This window comes from Kitasatospora sp. NPDC059747, from assembly GCF_042732955.1.
In the GTDB taxonomy this organism is placed as follows: domain Bacteria; phylum Actinomycetota; class Actinomycetes; order Streptomycetales; family Streptomycetaceae; genus Kitasatospora.
Genome location: NZ_JBHWGV010000004.1, coordinates 56,391 through 75,445, shown reverse-complemented (window position 1 = coordinate 75,445; position 19,055 = coordinate 56,391). Strand labels below are relative to the sequence as shown.

At 71.8% G+C, this 19,055-nt stretch carries 12 protein-coding genes; 2 read left to right on the top strand and 10 right to left on the bottom strand.

The features are described from left to right. Positions 1–175: 175 nt before the first annotated feature. Both ACFV4G_RS03060 and ACFV4G_RS03055 read left to right on the top strand, forming a co-directional pair. Complete coding sequence (locus tag ACFV4G_RS03060) at positions 176–1,456, top strand: DUF2786 domain-containing protein (RefSeq protein WP_380435877.1); 1,281 nt, start codon at positions 176–178, stop codon at positions 1,454–1,456. A gap of 80 nt (positions 1,457–1,536) precedes the next feature. Continuing rightward, the gene (locus ACFV4G_RS03055; RefSeq protein ID WP_380435875.1) at positions 1,537–2,655 is read left to right on the top strand and encodes an ADP-ribosylglycohydrolase family protein; all 1,119 of its coding nucleotides are present in this window, start codon (positions 1,537–1,539) and stop codon (positions 2,653–2,655) included. A gap of 15 nt (positions 2,656–2,670) precedes the next feature. Here ACFV4G_RS03055 and ACFV4G_RS03050 read toward each other — a convergent pair whose 3' ends face one another. From ACFV4G_RS03050 to rpoB, 10 genes are all read right to left on the bottom strand, one after another. Beyond that, positions 2,671–3,948 (bottom strand): serpin family protein, encoded by a 1,278-nt coding sequence (locus ACFV4G_RS03050; RefSeq protein ID WP_380435873.1) that lies wholly within the window; start codon positions 3,946–3,948, stop codon positions 2,671–2,673. A gap of 99 nt (positions 3,949–4,047) precedes the next feature. Next, complete coding sequence (locus tag ACFV4G_RS03045; RefSeq protein WP_380435871.1) at positions 4,048–5,046, bottom strand: ADP-ribosylglycohydrolase family protein; 999 nt, start codon at positions 5,044–5,046, stop codon at positions 4,048–4,050. A gap of 19 nt (positions 5,047–5,065) precedes the next feature. Further along, positions 5,066–6,280 (bottom strand): cytochrome P450, encoded by a 1,215-nt coding sequence (locus ACFV4G_RS03040; protein WP_380435869.1) that lies wholly within the window; start codon positions 6,278–6,280, stop codon positions 5,066–5,068. A 70-nt stretch (positions 6,281–6,350) separates the two neighbouring features. Next, positions 6,351–7,088, bottom strand: a complete 738-nt coding sequence (locus ACFV4G_RS03035; protein WP_380435867.1) for an NAD-dependent deacetylase — start codon at positions 7,086–7,088, stop codon at positions 6,351–6,353. Between the two features lie 128 nt (positions 7,089–7,216). Next, positions 7,217–7,846: a hypothetical protein gene (locus tag ACFV4G_RS03030; RefSeq protein ID WP_380435865.1), complete on the bottom strand. Its 630-nt coding sequence runs from the start codon at positions 7,844–7,846 to the stop codon at positions 7,217–7,219. Between the two features lie 131 nt (positions 7,847–7,977). Continuing rightward, complete coding sequence (locus tag ACFV4G_RS03025; protein WP_380435863.1) at positions 7,978–8,658, bottom strand: response regulator; 681 nt, start codon at positions 8,656–8,658, stop codon at positions 7,978–7,980. Beyond that, positions 8,655–9,791, bottom strand: a complete 1,137-nt coding sequence (locus ACFV4G_RS03020) for a sensor histidine kinase (RefSeq protein WP_380435861.1) — start codon at positions 9,789–9,791, stop codon at positions 8,655–8,657. Before ACFV4G_RS03020 ends, ACFV4G_RS03025 begins: the two co-directional genes overlap by 4 nt. Before the next feature lie 169 nt (positions 9,792–9,960). Beyond that, positions 9,961–10,638, bottom strand: coding sequence for a DUF4097 family beta strand repeat-containing protein (locus tag ACFV4G_RS03015; RefSeq protein ID WP_380435859.1), 678 nt, complete (start codon positions 10,636–10,638; stop codon positions 9,961–9,963). Between the two features lie 182 nt (positions 10,639–10,820). Further along, positions 10,821–14,714 carry a DNA-directed RNA polymerase subunit beta' gene (locus tag ACFV4G_RS03010; protein WP_380435857.1) on the bottom strand — a complete coding sequence of 1,298 codons (3,894 nt, stop codon included), beginning with the start codon at positions 14,712–14,714 and terminating at the stop codon, positions 10,821–10,823. Positions 14,715–14,813: 99 nt separating this feature from the next. Further along, positions 14,814–18,290, bottom strand: a complete 3,477-nt coding sequence (gene rpoB / locus ACFV4G_RS03005) for a DNA-directed RNA polymerase subunit beta (RefSeq protein ID WP_329930352.1) — start codon at positions 18,288–18,290, stop codon at positions 14,814–14,816. Positions 18,291–19,055: the final 765 nt, after the last annotated feature.

Here is a 19,055-nt window from a genome sequence, read left to right as displayed (position 1 = left end):
GCTCGCTCGTCCGGCTCCGTCCCCCACCCCCACCCCGCGCTCCCAACGCACCACCACCCCGGCAGCGCTCGACCGCCCGTTCCCCCACCGCCCCCTCGGGCGCCCCCCGGCGACGCCCGGCGCTCCGGCATCATGGCTGGAGGAAACCGGCCGTCGACGAGAGCAGGGACACACCGTGGGCAAGCGGGCGCAGCAGGGCGGCGGGGACGCCGGACCGCTGCTGGAGCAGGCGGTGCGGTCGGTGCTGACGGCCCCGGACGAGTTGCTGGACCTCGCGCTGGACACGGGCGCGTCGCTGCTGGCCGCGTCGGCCGGGCAGTGGCCGGCGGTGAGCCGGGCGGTGCTCGGGTACGCGGACACCGCCGTCGGGCGGTGCTGGTCGGCGGGGTGGCGCCCGGCCGACCTGGTGCGGGTGGTCCGGCGCGAGCTGAAGCCCGTCCACCTCGCGCTCGCCGTGGACCTGATCGCCGCCGAGGGCCGCCGCCACCCGGCGGCCGCGCTGGACCGGCGCTGGCAGGAGCAGCTGCGCGAGCTGGAGACCGAGGTGTGGTGGCCCGGTGACGACGACTACCTGACCGCCTTCGCCCAGCGCCACCGGCTGGACCGCTTCGCGCTCGCCACCGCCGCCCTGGAGCTGATCCGCACCTGGGGCCGGCTGCCCCCGATCGCCCCGGTCGGGCCCGCCCCCGGTTCCGCACCCGCGTCCGCGCGCGGCGCGGCCGGGCCGGTGCCGGGCGAGCCGCGGATGCTGGCGCGCATCCGGGCGCTGCTCGCGAAGGCCGAGTCCACCGAGTACCCGGAGGAGGCCGAGGCGCTGACCGCCAAGGCCCAGCAGCTGATGGCCCAGCACAGCATCGACGAGGCGCTGCTGGCCGCCGCCGGCGCGGACCGCGACGCCCCGGCGGCGCTGCGGATCGGCGTGGACAACCCGTACGAGGGCCCGAAGACGATGCTGCTGGACGCGGTCGCGGCGGCGAACCGGTGCCGGGTGGTGTGGGCCAAGGAGTTCGGCTTCTGCACGGTGGTCGGCTTCGACGGCGACCTGGACGGCGTCGAGCTGCTGTACACCTCGCTGCTGGTGCAGGCCACGCACGCGCTCAACAAGGCCGGCGCGGGCCGGGACTCGCGCACCAAGGCGTTCCGGCAGTCGTTCCTGGTCGCGTACGCGGCGCGGATCCGCGAGCGGCTGACCGCCGCCACCGAGCGGACGACCAGCGCCGCGGCCGCCGGACGGCACCTGCGCGAGGACGGCACCGAGGAGCAACTGCTGCCGGACGAGCGACTGTTGCCCGCCCTCGCCGCCCGCTCCGAGGCGGTGGACGACGAGGTCGGCCGGCTGTTCCCGAAGCTGGTGTCGCAGCGCGTGCGGGTGAGCGACGGCGAGGGCTGGGCGGCCGGCCGTGCCGCCGCGGACCGGGCCGCCCTGCACGGGCGCGCCGGGGAGATCCGCCGGTAGCGGGCCGTTCGCGCCGGGTGACCCGACGGCCGGGGTGACCTGATAGAACGTAGTCCGCCACGAACACAAGGGGGATCGACGTGACGGATTCGGCGGCCGACGCGGGCTACCGCGACCGCGTGCGCGGAGCGCTGCTCGGCGGCGCGATCGGCGACGCGCTGGGCTGGCCGGTGGAGTTCCAGCAGCTGCACCAGATCCGGGACCAGCACGGGCCGGACGGCGTGACCGGGCCGCCGCCCGCGGCGCGCCCCGGGACGGTCGAGGTCACCGACGACACCCAGATGACGCTGTTCACCGCCGAGGGCCTGATCCGCGGCTTCGTCCGCGGCTGGTCGGGCGGCGGCGGATCGGTGCCGGAGGCCGTCCACGGCGCCTACCGGCGCTGGCTGCTGACCCAGTACCAGCCCGCGCCGGACGCCGCGCCACTCCCCCGCCCGTACGACGGCTGGCTGCTGCGGCAGCCGTTCCTGTACGCCCGGCGGGCGCCGGGCAACGCCTGCCTGAGCGGGGTGTCCGAGCACCCGGTGTTCGAGCCGCCGGCCCGGATCGGGCAGCCGGGACCGGTCAACCCGGGCTCCAAGGGCTGCGGCACGGTGATGCGCTCGGCGCCGTTCGGGCTGGCCAGGCTGGGCGTGGACCAGGCGTTCGGGCTGGCCGTGCAGTGCGCCCAGCTGACCCACGGGCACCCCACCGGCTACCTCGCGGCGGGCGCGTTCGCGGCGCTCATCGAGCGGCTCGTAAACGGCACCGAGCCGTGGGCGGCGGTCGGCGAGACCGTCGACCAGATCCGCGAGCTGCCGGCTTCGAAGGAGACGGTGCAGGCGCTGGCCCGGGCCGTGCGGGTGGCGCAGGAGTCGGAGCCGTCGGCGGAGGCGGTGGAGCGGGTCGGGCTCGGCTGGATCGCCGAGGAGTGCCTGGCCATCGCGGTGTACTCGTTGCTGGCCGCGACCCTGGACCCCGACCCGGTGCGCACCGCGCTGCTGCTGTCGGTGAACCACTCCGGGGACAGCGACTCCACCGGCGCCGTCTGCGGCAACCTCACGGGTGCCGCGTACGGCGCCGCGGCCCTGCCGCCCGAGTGGGCGGGGGCCGTCGAGGGCCGGGCGGAGCTGCTGCGGGTCGCGGACGACCTGCTGGTGCTGTTCGGCAGCCGCGATCCGTCCCACCCGGCGCTCGGCGGGCGCTACCCGGCCTGGTGAGCCGCTTCCGGCGGCCTACCCGGCCGCCGGGTCGGTGACCTGTCCGAGGAAGAGCGGCCCCCCGCCGGCGGTGTCCCGGATCAGGAACAGGAACGGCCGGTCGACGTGCAGCTCGGCGGGGTGCATGGCCGGCGCCGCCGCTCCGGCCATCCCGGCACCGCTGCCGGCCGCCGCGACCGTGCCCTCCTCGTCGACCTCGATGGTGGCCTTCTGCACCACCGGGCCGACGGCGAGCGGCTCCTTGGAGATGCCGCCGAAGTCGGCCTTGTCGCCGAAGGCCGTGCTGACGCCGAGCGCGCGCAGGGCGGGGGTGAGCTCGTTGGACGTGTCGAAGTGGAAGCGCGGGAGCTCCAGGTCGACGGGCCTGGCGGCGAGGCCGCCGAGGATGCGGTCGAGCTGGGCCTGGTCGAGCCCCTTGGTGAAGGCGGCGAAGCCGCCCTGCGCGGGGACGATCACGTCCATCGCCAACCCGCCTCCGGCGTACGGGAGTTCGACGGCCTGCCAGGGCTCGCCGACGATCCCGCCGGAGCCCTCGGCGTACTTGAGGCTGCCGCTCTGGGCCATCGTGCTCACGTTCGGGGCGGAGCCGTCGAGCTTGTGGAACGGGCGGTCGGCGGTGTGCGCCGGCTTGAACGGGGAGGCCCACTTCGCCTTCAGGTAGAGCGCGTCGGTGAGGACCAGCCGGGTCTGGGCGGTGACCTGGCCCTGCGCGAAGAGGTCCTTGATCCGTCCGTCGGTGGCCTTCTCCACGGCCGCGTTGACGGCCTTGCGGGCGCCCTCCGGATCCTTGCGGAAGTCGGCGGGGTGCACCCCGGTGTCGAAGGCGTCGGCCAGGGTCTGCAGGTAGTCGGGCTGCACGGGGTAGCCCTGCTGGGTCCAGAGGTCGTCGGACCGGCGCAGCGTGACGTCGTCGCCGCCCTGGACCGGGCGGTCGAGTGCGCCGGTGGCGAGGGCGTACTGCTGCGGGGTGAGGCTCGTGTGCAGGGCCTTGGTGAGCTCGTCGGCGGTGGTGCCGCGGGCACCGGGCACCAGCATCGCGAGCAGGGTGGCCAGGCCGGACGGCGAGAGCACGACGTTGCGGCTGGCGCCGTCCGGAGTGGCGGTGAGGGCGTGGAGGAGGTCCAGGCCGAGGGCGCCGGTGCCGGCGGCGGTGGCGGTCACCTGTGCCGGATCGACCGCGGGACCGGTGCCGGACGCCGACACCCGGAGCACCGGCGGCGCGGCGGGCGTGGCGGCACCGGTGCTGCCGCAGCCCGCGACCAGCGGGGCGGCGAGCGCGGCGGCGAGGAGCACCGGCGCCGGGCGACGGGAGCTACGGCGGGTTCCGTGAGGGCTGCGGTACGTCATGGCCCTTCGACGCGCCCGCCCGCCCACCGGTTCCCGCCGTCCGGCTCAGTCCCAGAGCGCGCCGAACTCCAGGAGCTCGTCGCGGTGCTCGATCCGCTCGACCCAGTCGGCCGGCCAGGCCGTCTCACCGTGGTGGGCGCCGGCGAAGGCGCCGGTCAGGCAGGCGAGGGAGTCGGAGTCGCCGCTGGAGTAGGCGGCGCGGCGGACGGCGGCCACCGGGTCGTCCGGCAGCAGCAGGAAGCAGAGCAGGCCGGTGGCGAAGGCCTCCTCGGCGATCCAGCCCTCGCCGGTGGCCAGGCACGGGTCGGCCTCGACGTCGGGCGCGGCGAGGGCGGCGTCGACCTGGTCGAGCGACTTCAGGCAGTCGTCCCAGCCGCGGGCGATGACGGACTGCGGGGAGCCGCCGAGCCAGCGGTCGGCGAGGTCGCCGAGCCAGAAGTCGTCGTACCGGTCGCGCCGGGCGAGCGCGTAGGCCCGCAGCACCGCGGTCAGGCCGGCCGGCGGCACGCCCTCGGCGAGCTTGCGGACGGCGTACGCGGTGAGGTCGCTCGCGGCGAGCGCGGTCGGGTGGCCGTGGGTGAGCGCGGACTGCAGCTGCGCGGCGCCGGAGTGCTGCCTGGCGTCGAGCTCGCGGATCAGGCCGATCGGGGCGACCCGCATGTTGGCGCCGCAGCCCTTGGAGCCGACGTCGCTCGCCTGCTGCCAGCGGAACTTCTCGTGGCTGAGCCGCTCGCAGGCGCGCAGGCAGGTCATGCCGGGGGCGCGGTTGTTGTCCGGTGAGCGCCACCAGTCGACGAACTCCTCGCGGACGGGCCGCTCCAGCCGCAGGGGCGTCAACGGCCCGCGGGCGAGGGCGGTGCGCAGGCCGCGGGCGAGGGCGAGCGTCATCTGGGTGTCGTCGGTGATCAACGCCTTCGTCGGCAGCGGCAGTTGCCGCCAGTCGGGCCAGTCGTTCGCGATCGCCTCGACCGTCTTGAACTCCGTCACCCGGCCGATCGCGTCCCCGATCGCCAGACCCAGCAGCGTGCCCGTCGCCTTGCCCACGGCCGCTCCCCCTCTTCCGTCACACCTCGACCAACAGCTCTTCCAGCCCCCGGATCACGTAGCCCGGGCGCCACTCGGGCTCGCGGACGAGCCGCAGGCCCGGCGCCCGGCGCAGCAGCGCGCCGTACGACTCGGTGAGCTCCAGTCTGGCGAGCGGGGCGCCGAGACAAAAGTGGATTCCGGCGCCGAAGGTGACGTGCGGGTTGTCGGTGCGGCCGAGGTCGAGCCGGTCGGGGTCGGCGAAGCGCTCCGGGTCGCGGTTGGCGGACCCGAAGAGCAGGGCGATCTCGGAGCCGCGCGGGACGGTGACGCCGCGGACCTCGATGTCCTCCAGCACCCAGCGCTCGAACATCTGCAGCGGGGTGTCCCAGCGCATCAGTTCCTCGACGGCGGTGGGCAGCAGGCCGTCCACGTCGCCGCGCAGCCGGGCGAGTTCGCCGGGGTTGCGGAACAGCGCCCACCAGCCGTTGCCGGTGGTGTTGACGGTGGCCTCGTGGCCGGCGTTGAGCAGCAGCACGCAGGTGGAGATCATCTCCTGCTCGCTGAGCGCGTCGGTGCCCTCCTGGGCCTGGACGAGCGCGCTGATCAGGTCGGTGCCGGGGGCGGCGCGGCGCTCGCGGATCAGGGCGCGCAGGTAGTCGGAGAACTCGATGCTCGCGGTGACGGCCCGCCGGGCCGCCTCCTCGGTGGGGTTGAGCTCGAACATCCCGGTGATGTCGGCGGACCAGGGCCGCAGCAGGTGCCGGTCGGCCTCCGGGACGCCCAGCATCTCGGCGATGACGGCGACCGGCAGCGGCTCGGCGACGGCGGCGACGAGATCGCCGCCGCCGTCCGCCAGCAGTCCGTCCACGAGCTCCCCGGCGAGGCGCCGGACGGTCGGGCGCAGGCCCTCGACCATGCGCGGGGTGAAGGCCTTGGAGACCAGCCGGCGGATCCGGGTGTGGTCGGGCGCCTCCAGGTCGAGCAGCCCGTGGTCGTTGAGGGTGTGGAACGGCTCGTGCGCCGGGTCGGGCGCGGGCCGGCCGAACTCCTCGTGGCTGAAGCGGTGGGTGTACGTGCGCCCGAGGCGCCGGTCGCGCAGGAGCGCGCTGACGTCCTCGTGGCGCGAGACGAGCCACTGCTTCGTCGGCTCGTAGTACGTCACCGGCGCGTGCTCGCGCAGTTCGGCGTACGCGTCGTACGGGTGGGCCACGAACGCCGCCGACCAGGGGTCGAACTTCGCCGTCGTCGTCATCGGTCGATCACTCCAGGCCTAGAGGGGGGCCAGCCGGAAGGATCATCGTATGCAGGCGGTTCGTCCGACCTTAAGAGTGCTCGGCGAGCAACTTCCGCACCAGCGCCGGGAGGGCCGTGGAGATCGGCTCCCTGATCACCTCGTCCGCGGCCTCGTCGAACGGCGTCGGCTCGCCGTTCACGACGACCAGGCGGGCGCCGCCCTCCAGCGCGATCTGCGGCAGCGAGGCCACCGGGTAGACCTGGAGGCTGGTGCCGACCGCGACGAAGAGGTCGCAGGCCTTGGCGATCGCGTCGGCCTGCTGGAGCACCACCGGGTCCAGCGCCTCCCCGAACATCACCGTCCGCGGGCGCAGGATCCCGCCGCACGCCCGGCAGTCCGGGTCCGGCTCGCCCGCCTCGACCCGGGCCAGCGCCTCGGCCATGTCGCCGACCACCCGGCAGCGCGCGCACTGCACCTCCCGTGCGGTGCCGTGCAGTTCGAGCACCTTGCGGGCCGGCAGGCCGGCTCGCTGCTGCAGGCCGTCGACGTTCTGGGTCAGCACCCGCACGGGCAGCCCGGAACGCTCCAGGTCGACCAGCGCGCGGTGCCCGGCGTTCGGCTCGGCGGCCAGCGCGCCGGCGTCCCGGCGCATCAGCCAGGCCCGGCGGCGCACCTCGGGGTCGGCCAGGTACGGGCCGAGGGTGACCAGCTTCTGGGCCGACGGGTCGCGCTGCCAGAGCCCGTTCGGGCCGCGGTAGTCGGGGATGCCGGAGTCGGTCGAAATGCCCGCGCCGGTGAGCACGGCGATCAGTGGACGCTTGGTCATACCCGGACCGTACGGCGACGGGGCCGCCGGCGGCCACCGAAAATCCTCGCGCCCCCGCCGCCGGGAGTCCGGACGAGCTATGGCGTGTCTTTCGGATCAGCCCGGGTGCCGCGACGCCAGGGCACGCCCTAGGCCAGGGCTGCCGTGCGCGGTGCGGCGCCGAGGCGCGCCAGCGGGGCCAGCGCGATCAGGTAGCAGGCGGCGGCCAACGGGATGAACGCCAGGTCGACCATCGACGCGAGCGTCCCGGCCACCATGAGGACCGGGCTCCACCAGCGCAGCGTCCGGGCCGCGCCCACCGAGGCGGCGACCAGCAGGGCCAGCAGGCCGACGTAGAACAGCAGCGGGCCGACCTTGTACACGGCCTCGAGCACGCCGGGGACGGCCTGGATCCGCTCGAACATCCGCGACTGCTCGTCCTTGGTCGCCGATGCCAGGCCGACGTACAGGTCGATCCCGATCTGGACCACCGAGGCCACCAGCCCCGTGAGCGCCACCCCCAGCACGGTGCCCGCCGCGAGCCGCCCGGCCGGCGTGCCGCGCGGGGCTATCAGCCGGCGCAGCCCCAGGAAGACCGGCGCGAACAGCAGCAGCCCGGCGAACATGAGAGCGTGTCCGGTCGTCCAGCCGAGGCCCGGCTCGCGGGAGCCGGGGACGAGGCGGATGCCGCCGTACAGCGCCATCAGGGCCGGGGCCCCGACGACGGCGTAGGCGGTGAGGCGGGTGCTGCGGGTACTGGTGGTCCGAGCGGCGTTCATCTGCGTTCTCCCGTGGTGTCCGTGATCCGTTCTCCGACACCACAGATCCTGTCGGCCGGGGCCCTCGTCGCGGATCGCCCGCACCGGCGAACTGCCCGCCTCCCCCGCGCGGGGGAGGGCCCGGGACAGGCCTAGTCCTCCCCGGCCACCACCGCGCCGGACTCGTACGCGAACACCACCGCGTGCACCCGGTCGCGCAGCCCCAGCTTGCTCAGCACGTTGCTGACGTGCGTCTTCACGGTGTGCTCGCTGACCACCAGCTCCGCCGCGATCTCCGCGTTGGACAGCCCGCGCGCCAGCAGCCGCAGCGTCTCCTGCTCGCGCAGGGTCAGCTGCTCCAGCAGCTTGGACGGCGGACGAACGGCCCGCTCCGCCGTCCCCGGGCGGCGTGCCGCGAACTCGCCGATCAGCCGCTTCGTCACCGAGGGCGCGAGCAGCGCCTCCCCCGAGGCGACCATCCGCACGCCGTGCGCCAGGTCGTCCCGGCGGACGTCCTTCAGCAGGAAGCCGCTCGCGCCCGCGTACAGCGCGTCGAAGACGTAGTCGTCGATGTCGAAGGTGGTCAGCATGATCACCTTGGTGGCCGGGAACTCCGCGCACACCCGCCGGGCCGCCTCCAGCCCGTCCATCACCGGCATGCGGACGTCCAGCAGCAGCACGTCGGGGCCGTGCTCGCGCACGGCCTCGACGGCCTCGGCGCCGTCGCACGCCTCCGCCACCACCTCGATGTCCGGCTGGGCGTCCAGGATCATCCCGAACCCGGCCCGCACCAGCTCCTGGTCGTCCGCGACGACCACCCGTATCGGCGTCATCCGCCCACCCTCTCCACCACCCCGGCCGGCCCCAACGGCAGCCGGGCAGTCACCAGGAAGCCCTCGCCGGCCGGGCCCGGACCGGCCTCGGCCCGCCCACCGCAGGCGGCGGCCCGCTCCCGGATGCCGACCAGCCCGCGCCCGCCGGACCAGCCGCCCACCGCACGGTCGGCGGCGAGCGGCACGCCGCGGCCGTTGTCGGACACCACGACCTCCAGCGCCTCGCCGGCCCGGCGCACCCGGATCGCGGCCAGGTCGGCACCGGAGTGCTTGACGGTGTTGGTCAGCGCCTCCTGCACGATCCGGTACGCCGCCGCCTCGACGTCGGCGGGCACCGCGCCCAGCCCGTCCGCGAGGTCGAGCTCCACCCGCAGGCCGGCCCGGCGCACCCGCTCGGCGACGTCGGCCAGTTCGGCCAGCCGCGGCTGCGGGGCCAGCTCGGGGCTCGCCCCGTCCTCCTTCAACACTCCCAGCACGCGCCGCAGTTGGACCATCGCGTCGCGGCCGGAATCGGCGATCGTGTCGAACGCGCGGATCGCCCGCTCCGGCTTGCTGTGCACCACCAGCGGCCCGGCCTCGGCCTGGATCACCATCAGCGACACGGCGTGCGCCAGGATGTCGTGCATCTCCCGCGCGATCCGGGCCCGCTCCTCGGCCACCGCCCTGGCCGCCTCGCTGGCCGTCCGCTCGCCCGCCTCGCGGGCCCGCGCCGCCTCCACCCGGGCCAGCTGCCGCTGGGCGCGCACCAGCGAGCCGAAGACGAACGAGCCGACCGAGGTGAGCAGGCTGAACAGCATGCCGTTCGGCGAGTGGGTGCCCAGCACGTTGGCGAGCACCACGACCGCGAAGACCGTCCAGCGCTGCCGCTCCGAGGAGCGCTCCGCCACCGTGTAGATGCCGATCACCGCGTACAGCGGCAGCTGCGGGTTCGCCGAGTGCGCGACCAGCGACAGCACCACCGACGCCGCGCTGACCGCCGCCAGCGAGGTCAGCGTGAACCGGCGCCGCCACGGCAGCGGCAGCGCGGTCGAGACCGCGACCAGGTAGACCCACCAGGGCCACGCCACGTCGTCGTTGTAGACCGACCACACCGAGACCGCCGCCGAGGCCAGCGCCAGCAAGGTGTCCAGCACATACGGACTCCGCCCGGCCGTCCAGCCCCGCCAGCGCGCAGCGCGCTCCACCGTCGTACCTCCCCCGTACCCGGGGACGCCGCCCCCGCGGAGAAGATCATGCCCTACCGGCAGGACTTCCGGGACGGCCCGGGCGGCCGGACGCACGGGGCCGGCCACGACCGCCCGGTCAGACACCGGAAACCGTCACACCACCGGTCCCGGCCCGCGCGGTGATGCTGCGCGCCGCCCCCGCCTTCGACGGGATGCCGAGGTCCACCCCGCCGACCCCCGCCTGCGCGTCCACCGCGTACTCCGCGCCGGCCGGCACCTTCAGCCGCACGCCGCCGGTCGACACCTTGGCCTCGACCTTCGTCGGGGCCGCCGCGAAGTCTGCCCGCACCCCGCCGTTGGTGGCGCTCAGCCGCACCTGCGGCGAGGTCAGCCCGGTCGCCTCGACGCCCCCGTTGTCCACCGACGCGTCGACCTCGGCGGCCAGCCCGACCAGGCGCACCCCGCCGGTCGTCTCCCTGACGGTGACCTTCGTCCCGGCCGGCACCTGCACGTCGTACCCGACGCCACACGCGTCGCAGTCGTACGTCAGCCGCAGCACGCCGTCCTTCACCTCGTGCGTGGTGCGCGGCGCGTCCCCCTTGTAGTTCTGCTTCTCGGTCACCTGGACCGCGGTGCCGCCGCCCGTGACGACGACCCCGCCGGTGTGCCCCTCGACCACCAGCTCCCGGACGCCGTCCGTGACGCCGTAGCTCACCGTGCGGTGCTCGTCGTCGCCGCCCCCGAACGGCAGGCACGCCGACATCCCGAACAGCACGGCCCCCGTGATCGCCACCGCACCCAGTACCCGCTTCATTCCCGGCCCCCTTCGCAAGCCCGTCATCCCGACACCGAGAAGACTCGCGCAGCGGCCCCCTCCCCCGCCTCCCTCCCCGGAGCGGTCCTCGCCACTCCCCCGCACGGGGGATCCGGGCCCGGAAACGCCGCAGGGCGGCCACCCCGTGAGGGGTGACCGCCCTGCGATCAGTACTGCTCGACTCAGCCGGTGTACGGGCCGTAGTCGTAGTCGTCCAGCGGAACCGCCTGGCCGGAGCCGGCGCCGAAGGGCGACAGGTCGTAGTCGTCGTAGCCGACGGCCGAGTACATGGCGGCCTTGGCCTCCTCGGTCGGCTCGACCCGGATGTTGCGGTAGCGGGGCAGACCCGTACCGGCCGGGATGAGCTTACCGAGGATGACGTTCTCCTTGAGGCCCAGCAGCGGGTCCGACTTGGCGTGGATCGCCGCGTCGGTGAGGACCCGGGTCGTCTCCTGGAAGGAGGCGGCCGACAGCCAGGACTCGGTGGCCAGCGAGGCCTTGGTGATACCCATCAGCTGCGGACGGCCGGAGGCGGGGTGACCGCCCTCGGAAACCACACGACGGTTCTCGGTCTCGAAGCGGCCGCGCTCGACGAGCTCGCCCGGGAGCAGCTCGGCGTCGCCCGACTCGATGATCGTCACGCGGCGGAGCATCTGCCGGATGATGATCTCGATGTGCTTGTCGTGGATCGACACGCCCTGCGAGTTGTAGACCTTCTGGACCTCGGCGACCAGGTGGATCTGGACGGCACGCTGGCCCATGATGCGCAGGACGTCGTGCGGGTTGGTGGCACCCATGGTCAGCTTCTGGCCGACCTCGACCGCCTCGCCCTCGCTGACGAGCAGCTTCACGCGCTTGGACACCGGGTACGCGATCTCGTCGGTGCCGTCGTCCGGCGTGATGACGATCTTGCGGGTCTTCTCGGTGTCCTCGATCCGCGCCCGGCCGGTGGCCTCCGAGATCGGGGCCACACCCTTGGGGGTACGGGCCTCGAAGAGCTCGACGACACGCGGCAGACCCTGGGTGATGTCGTCACCGGCCACACCACCGGTGTGGAAGGTACGCATGGTCAGCTGGGTACCGGGCTCACCGATGGACTGGGCGGCGATGATGCCGACCGCCTCACCGATGTCGACCAGCTTGCCGGTGGCCAGCGAACGGCCGTAGCAGAAGGCACAGGTGCCGACGGCGGACTCACAGGTCAGGATCGAGCGGACCTTGACCTCGGCGATGCCGTGGCGGATCAGCTCGGCCATCAGCACGTCACCGAGGTCGGTGTTGGCGGTGGCGAGGAGCTTGCCGTCGACCGTGATGTCCTCGGCGAGCATGCGGGCGTAGACGCTGGTCTCGACGTCGTCGGCCTTGCGCAGCACGCCGTCGGCGCCCACGGAGCCGATCGACAGCTTCAGGCCGCGCTCGGTGCCGCAGTCCTCCTCGCGAATGATGACGTCCTGGGAGACGTCGACCAGACGACGGGTGAGGTAGCCGGAGTCGGCGGTACGGAGGGCGGTGTCGGCCAGACCCTTACGGGCACCGTGGGTGGAGATGAAGTACTCCAGCACGGTGAGACCCTCACGGAACGACGCCTTGATGGGTCGCGGGATGGTCTCGTTCTTGGCGTTCGACACCAGACCACGCATACCGGCGATCTGGCGCATCTGCATCATGTTTCCACGAGCACCCGAGTCGACCATCATGAAGATGGGGTTCGTCTTCGGGAAGTTCTCGTTCATGGCCTCGGCGACCTCGTTGGTCGCCTGGGTCCAGATGCCGATGAGCTCCTGCTTGCGCTCGTCGTTGGTGATCAGGCCGCGCTCGTACTGACGCTGGACCTTCTCCGCCTTCGCCTCGTAGCCCTCCAGGATCTGGGGCTTGTTCGGCGGGACGACGACGTCGGAGATCGAGACGGTGACACCCGAGCGGGTCGACCAGTGGAAGCCGGCCGACTTCAGGTTGTCCAGGGTCGCCGCGACGACGACCTTGGGGTAGCGCTCCGCCAGGTCGTTGACGATCGCGGAGAGCTGCTTCTTGCCCACCTCGTAGTCGACGAACGGGTAGTCCTCGGGCAGCAGCTCGTTGAAGAGCGCGCGGCCCAGGGTGGTGCCCAGGCGGAAGGGCTCGCCCTCGAACCAGGTCGACTGGCCGTCCTCGTCCACCGGGGCGGTCCAGCCGCGCGGCGGGACGGTGCCGGCGCCGAGGCGCAGCTCGATCGGGGCCTGGACGTCCAGCTCGCGGGCGTCGAAGGCCATGATCGCCTCGGCGGTCGACGAGAAGGTGCGGCCGGCGCCCTTCACGTTGTCGCGGTCCGAGGTCAGGAAGAACAGACCGAGCACCATGTCCTGGGTCGGCATGGTGACGGGGCGACCGTCGGCCGGCTTCAGGATGTTGTTCGAGGACAGCATCAGGATGCGGGCCTCGGCCTGCGCCTCCGCGGAGAGCGGCAGGTGGACGGCCATCTGGTCACCGTCGAAGTCCGCGTTGAACGCGGTGCAGACGAGCGGGTGGATCTGGATGGCCTTGCCCTCGACCAGCTGCGGCTCGAAGGCCTGGATGCCGAGGCGGTGCAGGGTGGGCGCACGGTTCAGCAGGACCGGGTGCTCGGCGATGACCTCTTCGAGCACGTCCCACACGACCGGGCGGGCGCGCTCGACCATGCGCTTGGCCGACTTGATGTTCTGCGCGTGGTTCAGGTCCACCAGGCGCTTCATCACGAACGGCTTGAAGAGCTCCAGCGCCATGGCCTTCGGCAGACCGCACTGGTGCAGCTTGAGCTGCGGGCCGACGACGATGACCGAACGGGCCGAGTAGTCGACTCGCTTGCCGAGGAGGTTCTGGCGGAAACGACCCTGCTTGCCCTTCAGCATGTCGCTGAGGGACTTCAGCGGGCGGTTGCCCGGACCGGTGACCGGACGGCCGCGGCGGCCGTTGTCGAACAGCGCGTCGACGGCCTCCTGGAGCATGCGCTTCTCGTTGTTCACGATGATCTCGGGGGCACCGAGGTCGAGCAGGCGCTTCAGGCGGTTGTTGCGGTTGATGACGCGGCGGTACAGGTCGTTCAGGTCGGAGGTCGCGAAGCGGCCACCGTCCAGCTGCACCATCGGACGCAGGTCCGGCGGGATGACCGGGACGCAGTCCAGCACCATGCCGTTGGGCTTGTTGGTGGTCTGCAGGAACGCGGAGACGACCTTGAGGCGCTTGAGCGCACGGGTCTTCTTCTGGCCCTTGCCGGTGCGGATGATCTCGCGCAGGCGCTCGGACTCCTCCGCCAGGTCGAAGGTCTCCAGGCGGTCCTTGAGGGCCGCCGCGCCCATCGAGCCGGAGAAGTAGGTGCCGAAGCGGTCGCGCAGCTCGCGGTAGAGCAGCTCGTCGCCCTCGAGGTCCTGGACCTTGAGGTTCTTGAAGCGGGCCCACACCTCGTCGAGGCGGTCGAGCTCGCGCTGCGCGCGGTCGCGCAGCTGCTTCATCTCGCGCTCGGCGCTCTCGCGCACCTTGCGGCGCACGTCGGCCTTGGCGCCCTCGGCCTCCAGCTCGGCCAGGTCGGTCTCGGCCTTCTTGGCGCGGCCTTCGAGGTCGGCGTCGCGGCGGTTCTCGATCTGCTGGCGCTCGACGGAGACGTGCGCCTCCAGCGACGGCAGGTCGCGCTGACGGCGCTCGTCGTCGACCCAGGTGATCATGTAGGCGGCGAAGTAGATGACCTTCTCGAGGTCCTTCGGCGCCAGGTCGAGCAGGTAGCCGAGGCGGGACGGCACACCCTTGAAGTACCAGATGTGGGTGACCGGGGCGGCCAGCTCGATGTGGCCCATCCGCTCGCGGCGCACCTTGGCGCGGGTCACCTCGACGCCGCAGCGCTCGCAGATGATGCCCTTGAAGCGGACGCGCTTGTACTTACCGCAGTAGCACTCCCAGTCCCGGGTGGGGCCGAAGATCTTCTCGCAGAAGAGTCCGTCCTTTTCGGGCTTCAGGGTGCGGTAGTTGATGGTCTCCGGCTTCTTGACCTCGCCGTGCGACCACTGGCGGATGTCGTCGGCGGTGGCCAGGCCGATGCGGAGCTCGTCGAAGAAGTTGACGTCAAGCACTGGTCGTCAAGCCCTCTTTCGTAAGTCGAGAGTCGTTCATGTGGTCTGAGGGGGGCCTGGGGGCGGGCCGGCCCGGTCAGCGGGCCGGCCCAACCTCCGTCAGACCTCTTCGACGCTGCTCGGCTCGCGCCGGGACAGGTCGATGCCGAGCTCCTCGGCGGCGCGGAAGACGTCCTCGTCGGAGTCCCGCATCTCGATGGACTGGCCGTCCGAGGACAGCACCTCCACGTTGAGGCAGAGCGACTGCATTTCCTTGATGAGGACCTTGAAGGACTCGGGAATGCCGGGCTCGGGGATGTTCTCGCCCTTGACGATGGCCTCGTAGACCTTCACGCGGCCGAGCACGTCATCGGACTTGATGGTGAGCAGCTCCTGCAGCGCGTAGGCCGCGCCGTACGCCTCGAGGGCCCACACCTCCATCTCACCGAAGCGCTGACCACCGAACTGCGCCTTACCACCGAGCGGCTGCTGGGTGATCATCGAGTACGGACCGGTCGAACGGGCGTGCAGCTTGTCGTCGACCAGGTGGTGCAGCTTGAGGATGTACATGTAGCCGACCGAGACCGGCATCGGGAACGGCTCGCCGGAGCGGCCGTCGAACAGGCGGGCCTTGCCGGTGGAGTTCACCAGGCGCTCGCCGTCACGGGTGAGCGTGGTGTTGTCCAGCAGGCCGGTGATCTCGTCCTCGCGGGCGCCGTCGAAGACCGGGGTGGCGAGGTTGGTGCCGCCCTGGACGGTGTCGGCGCCGATCGCCTGCAGGCGCTGGGCCCACTCGTCGGCGAGGCCGGAGACGTCCCAGCCCTGCTTGGCGAGCCACCCGAGGTGAATCTCCAGGACCTGCCCGGGGTTCATTCGGGACGGGACGCCCAGCGGGTTGAGGATGATGTCGACCGGGGTGCCGTCCTCCAGGAACGGCATGTCCTCGACCGGCAGGATCTTGGAGATGACGCCCTTGTTGCCGTGACGGCCGGCGAGCTTGTCACCGTTGGTGATCTTGCGCTTCTGGGCCACGTAGACGCGGACCAGCTGGTTGACGCCCGGGGGCAGCTCGTCGCCCTCTTCGCGGTCGAAGACGCGGACGCCGATGACCTTGCCGGACTCACCGTGCGGGACCTTCAGCGAGGTGTCGCGGACCTCACGGGCCTTCTCACCGAAGATCGCGCGGAGCAGGCGCTCCTCGGGGGTCAGCTCGGTCTCGCCCTTCGGGGTGACCTTGCCGACCAGGATGTCGCCGGTGACGACGTCGGCGCCGATGCGGATGATGCCGCGCTCGTCGAGGTCGGCGAGGACCTCCTCGGAGACGTTCGGGATGTCCCGGGTGATCTCCTCGGGGCCGAGCTTGGTGTCACGGGCGTCGACCTCGTGCTCCTCGATGTGGATCGAGGAGAGGACGTCGTCCTGCACGAGGCGCTGCGACAGGATGATCGCGTCCTCGTAGTTGTGACCCTCCCACGACATGAACGCCACGAGCAGGTTCTTGCCGAGGGCCATCTCGCCCTCGTCGGTGCACGGGCCGTCGGCCAGGACCTGGCCGGTCTCGACCCGGGCGCCCTCGTCCACGAGCACCTTCTGGTTGAAGGCGGTGCCCTGGTTCGAGCGGGTGAACTTGGCGGCGCGGTACGTGGTGTAGGTGCCGTCGTCGTTCGCCACGGTGACGTAGTCGGCCGAGACCTCCTGGACGACACCGGCCTTCTCGGCGGTGATGACGTCGGCGGCGTCGACGGCGCAGCGGTACTCCATGCCGGTGCCGACCAGCGGGGCCTCGCTCTTCAGCAGCGGCACCGCCTGGCGCATCATGTTCGAGCCCATGAGCGCGCGGTTGGCGTCGTCGTGCTCGAGGAACGGGATCATGGCGGTCGCGACCGACACCATCTGGCGCGGCGAGACGTCCATGTAGTCGATCTCGGAGCCCGGGATGTAGTCGATCTCGCCGCCACGGCGGCGGACCAGGACGCGAGGCTCGGCGAAGTGCAGGTCCGCGGTCAGCGGGGCGTTCGCCTGGGCGATGACGTAGCGGTCCTCCTCGTCGGCGGTGAGGTAGTCCACCTGCTCGGTGACGACACCGTCGACGACCTTGCGGTACGGGGTCTCGATGAAGCCGAACGCGTTGACCCGGCCGTACGAGGCGAGCGACCCGATCAGACCGATGTTCGGGCCTTCGGGGGTCTCGATCGGACACATGCGCCCGTAGTGCGAGGGGTGCACGTCACGGACCTCGAAGCCGGCGCGCTCACGGGAGAGACCACCGGGACCGAGGGCGGACAGACGGCGCTTGTGGGTCAGGCCCGACAGCGGGTTCGTCTGGTCCATGAACTGCGACAGCTGGCTGGTGCCGAAGAACTCCTTGATGGAGGCGACGACCGGCCGGATGTTGATCAGGGTCTGCGGCGTGATCGCCTCGACGTCCTGGGTGGTCATGCGCTCGCGCACGACGCGCTCCATACGGGCGAGACCCGTACGGACCTGGTTCTGGATGAGCTCGCCGACGTTGCGCAGGCGGCGGTTGCCGAAGTGGTCGATGTCGTCGACCTCGACCACGATGTCGCGGCCGGTCTCGTCGTTCCACTCGGTCTCACCGGCGTGCAGCTTCACCAGGTACTTGATCGCACCGATGATGTCGGGCTCGGTGAGCACGCCGGAGTCCAGCGACTCGGCGTTGCCCAGCTTCCGGTTCACCTTGTAGCGGCCGACCTTCGCGAGGTCGTAGCGCTTCGGGTTGAAGTACAGGTTCTCCAGAAGCGTCTGCGCGGCCTCGCGCGTCGGCGGCTCGCCCGGACGCAGCTTGCGGTAGATGTCCAGCAGCGCGTCGTCCTGGCCCTGGGTGTGGTCCTTCTCCAGGGTGTTGCGCATGGACTCGTACTCGCCGAACTCCTCGAGAATCATCTCGTTGGTCCAGCCGAGCGCCTTCAGCAGCACGGTGACGGACTGCTTGCGCTTGCGGTCGATGCGGACGCCGACCATGTCGCGCTTGTCGATCTCCATCTCCAGCCAGGCACCACGCGAGGGGATGACCTTGCAGGAGTAGATGTCCTTGTCGGAGACCTTGTCCAGGGTGGAGTCGAAGTACACACCCGGGGAACGGACCAGCTGCGACACGACGACACGCTCGGTGCCGTTGATCACGAACGTGCCCTTGTGGGTCATGAGCGGGAAGTCGCCCATGAAGACCGTCTGAGACTTGATCTCACCGGTCTCGTTGTTGGTGAACTCGGCCGTGACGAAGAGCGGGGCCGCGTACGTGAAGTCACGGTCCTTGCACTCGTCAATCGAGTTCTTCGGCGGCTCGAAACGGTGGTCGCGGAAGGTCAGGGACATCGACCCGCTGAAGTCCTCGATCGGGGAGATCTCCTCGAAGATCTCCTCCAGACCGGACTTGGTGGGGACGTCCTGACCGTTCTCCAGCGCCGCCTCGACCCGGGACTTCCAGGCCGCGTTGCCGAGCAGCCAGTCAAAGCTCTCGGTCTGCAGGGCCAGGAGGTTGGGGACCTCGAGGGGCTCCTTGATCTTCGCGAAGGAGACGCGGAGCGGGGCGGTGGATGCGGCGGAATTGTTCGAGGCGTTGCGCGGCGCGGCCAAGAGGGGGGTCCTTCCGAGGGCTCGGAGCTCACTACGCGCGTACCAGCCGGGCCTGCATGGGCTTGGTCCCGCCTCCCTCGCCACTGGCCTCCGCCGGGACCGAAGTCCCAGGTCAGAGCCGCTTTGCGGAGGTGGTGCCAGACCCCTTCAGGGCAACGCAAACTCCGGGCGACGAGTCACGGAGCAGCTAACAGGCAGCGCAAAGGGACAGTGTAGCCAAAGGGCACACTGCTGTCCAGCTCTGATTCGGAAACCGAATCGGAGACTCCTCCCGGTAGCCGGCGGGCGCGGGCGCTCGCCGGTACTGCTCTGGGCACTGCACCGGCCCGGACCGAGCCGGGCCGCTCAACTCACGTGGAGTCACTTCCCGCCGGAGCCGCTGGTTATGCATCCAGCCGCAAACCAACCGGGGGGACTCGCGCCTTGAGAATCGCGCGCCGCGCCAGGTTCGTCAAGGGCCCCGCCTCCGGCGCGGACCTCGCCCTGTCCATCGATCGGAACCCCTCCGGCGTTACAGAAGCCGTGGTGGGGGCTACTCCCGATGACGGTGATCACCATACCCCCCGGCACCGACAGTGCCGAGTGAGCGATGGGCCACACCGGTGGTCCCGACCTGCGGCCGGGAACGCGAAAAGGCCGGGCCGACCACCCGCAAGGGTGATCGGCCCCGCCCCGATCCCCCACGGAGGGGGGCCCCGAAAAAATTAAGGTGTCCATGGCGCCCGCACCCCCCAGGGCGGCCGTGGGCCCGTGGAATATAAAAAA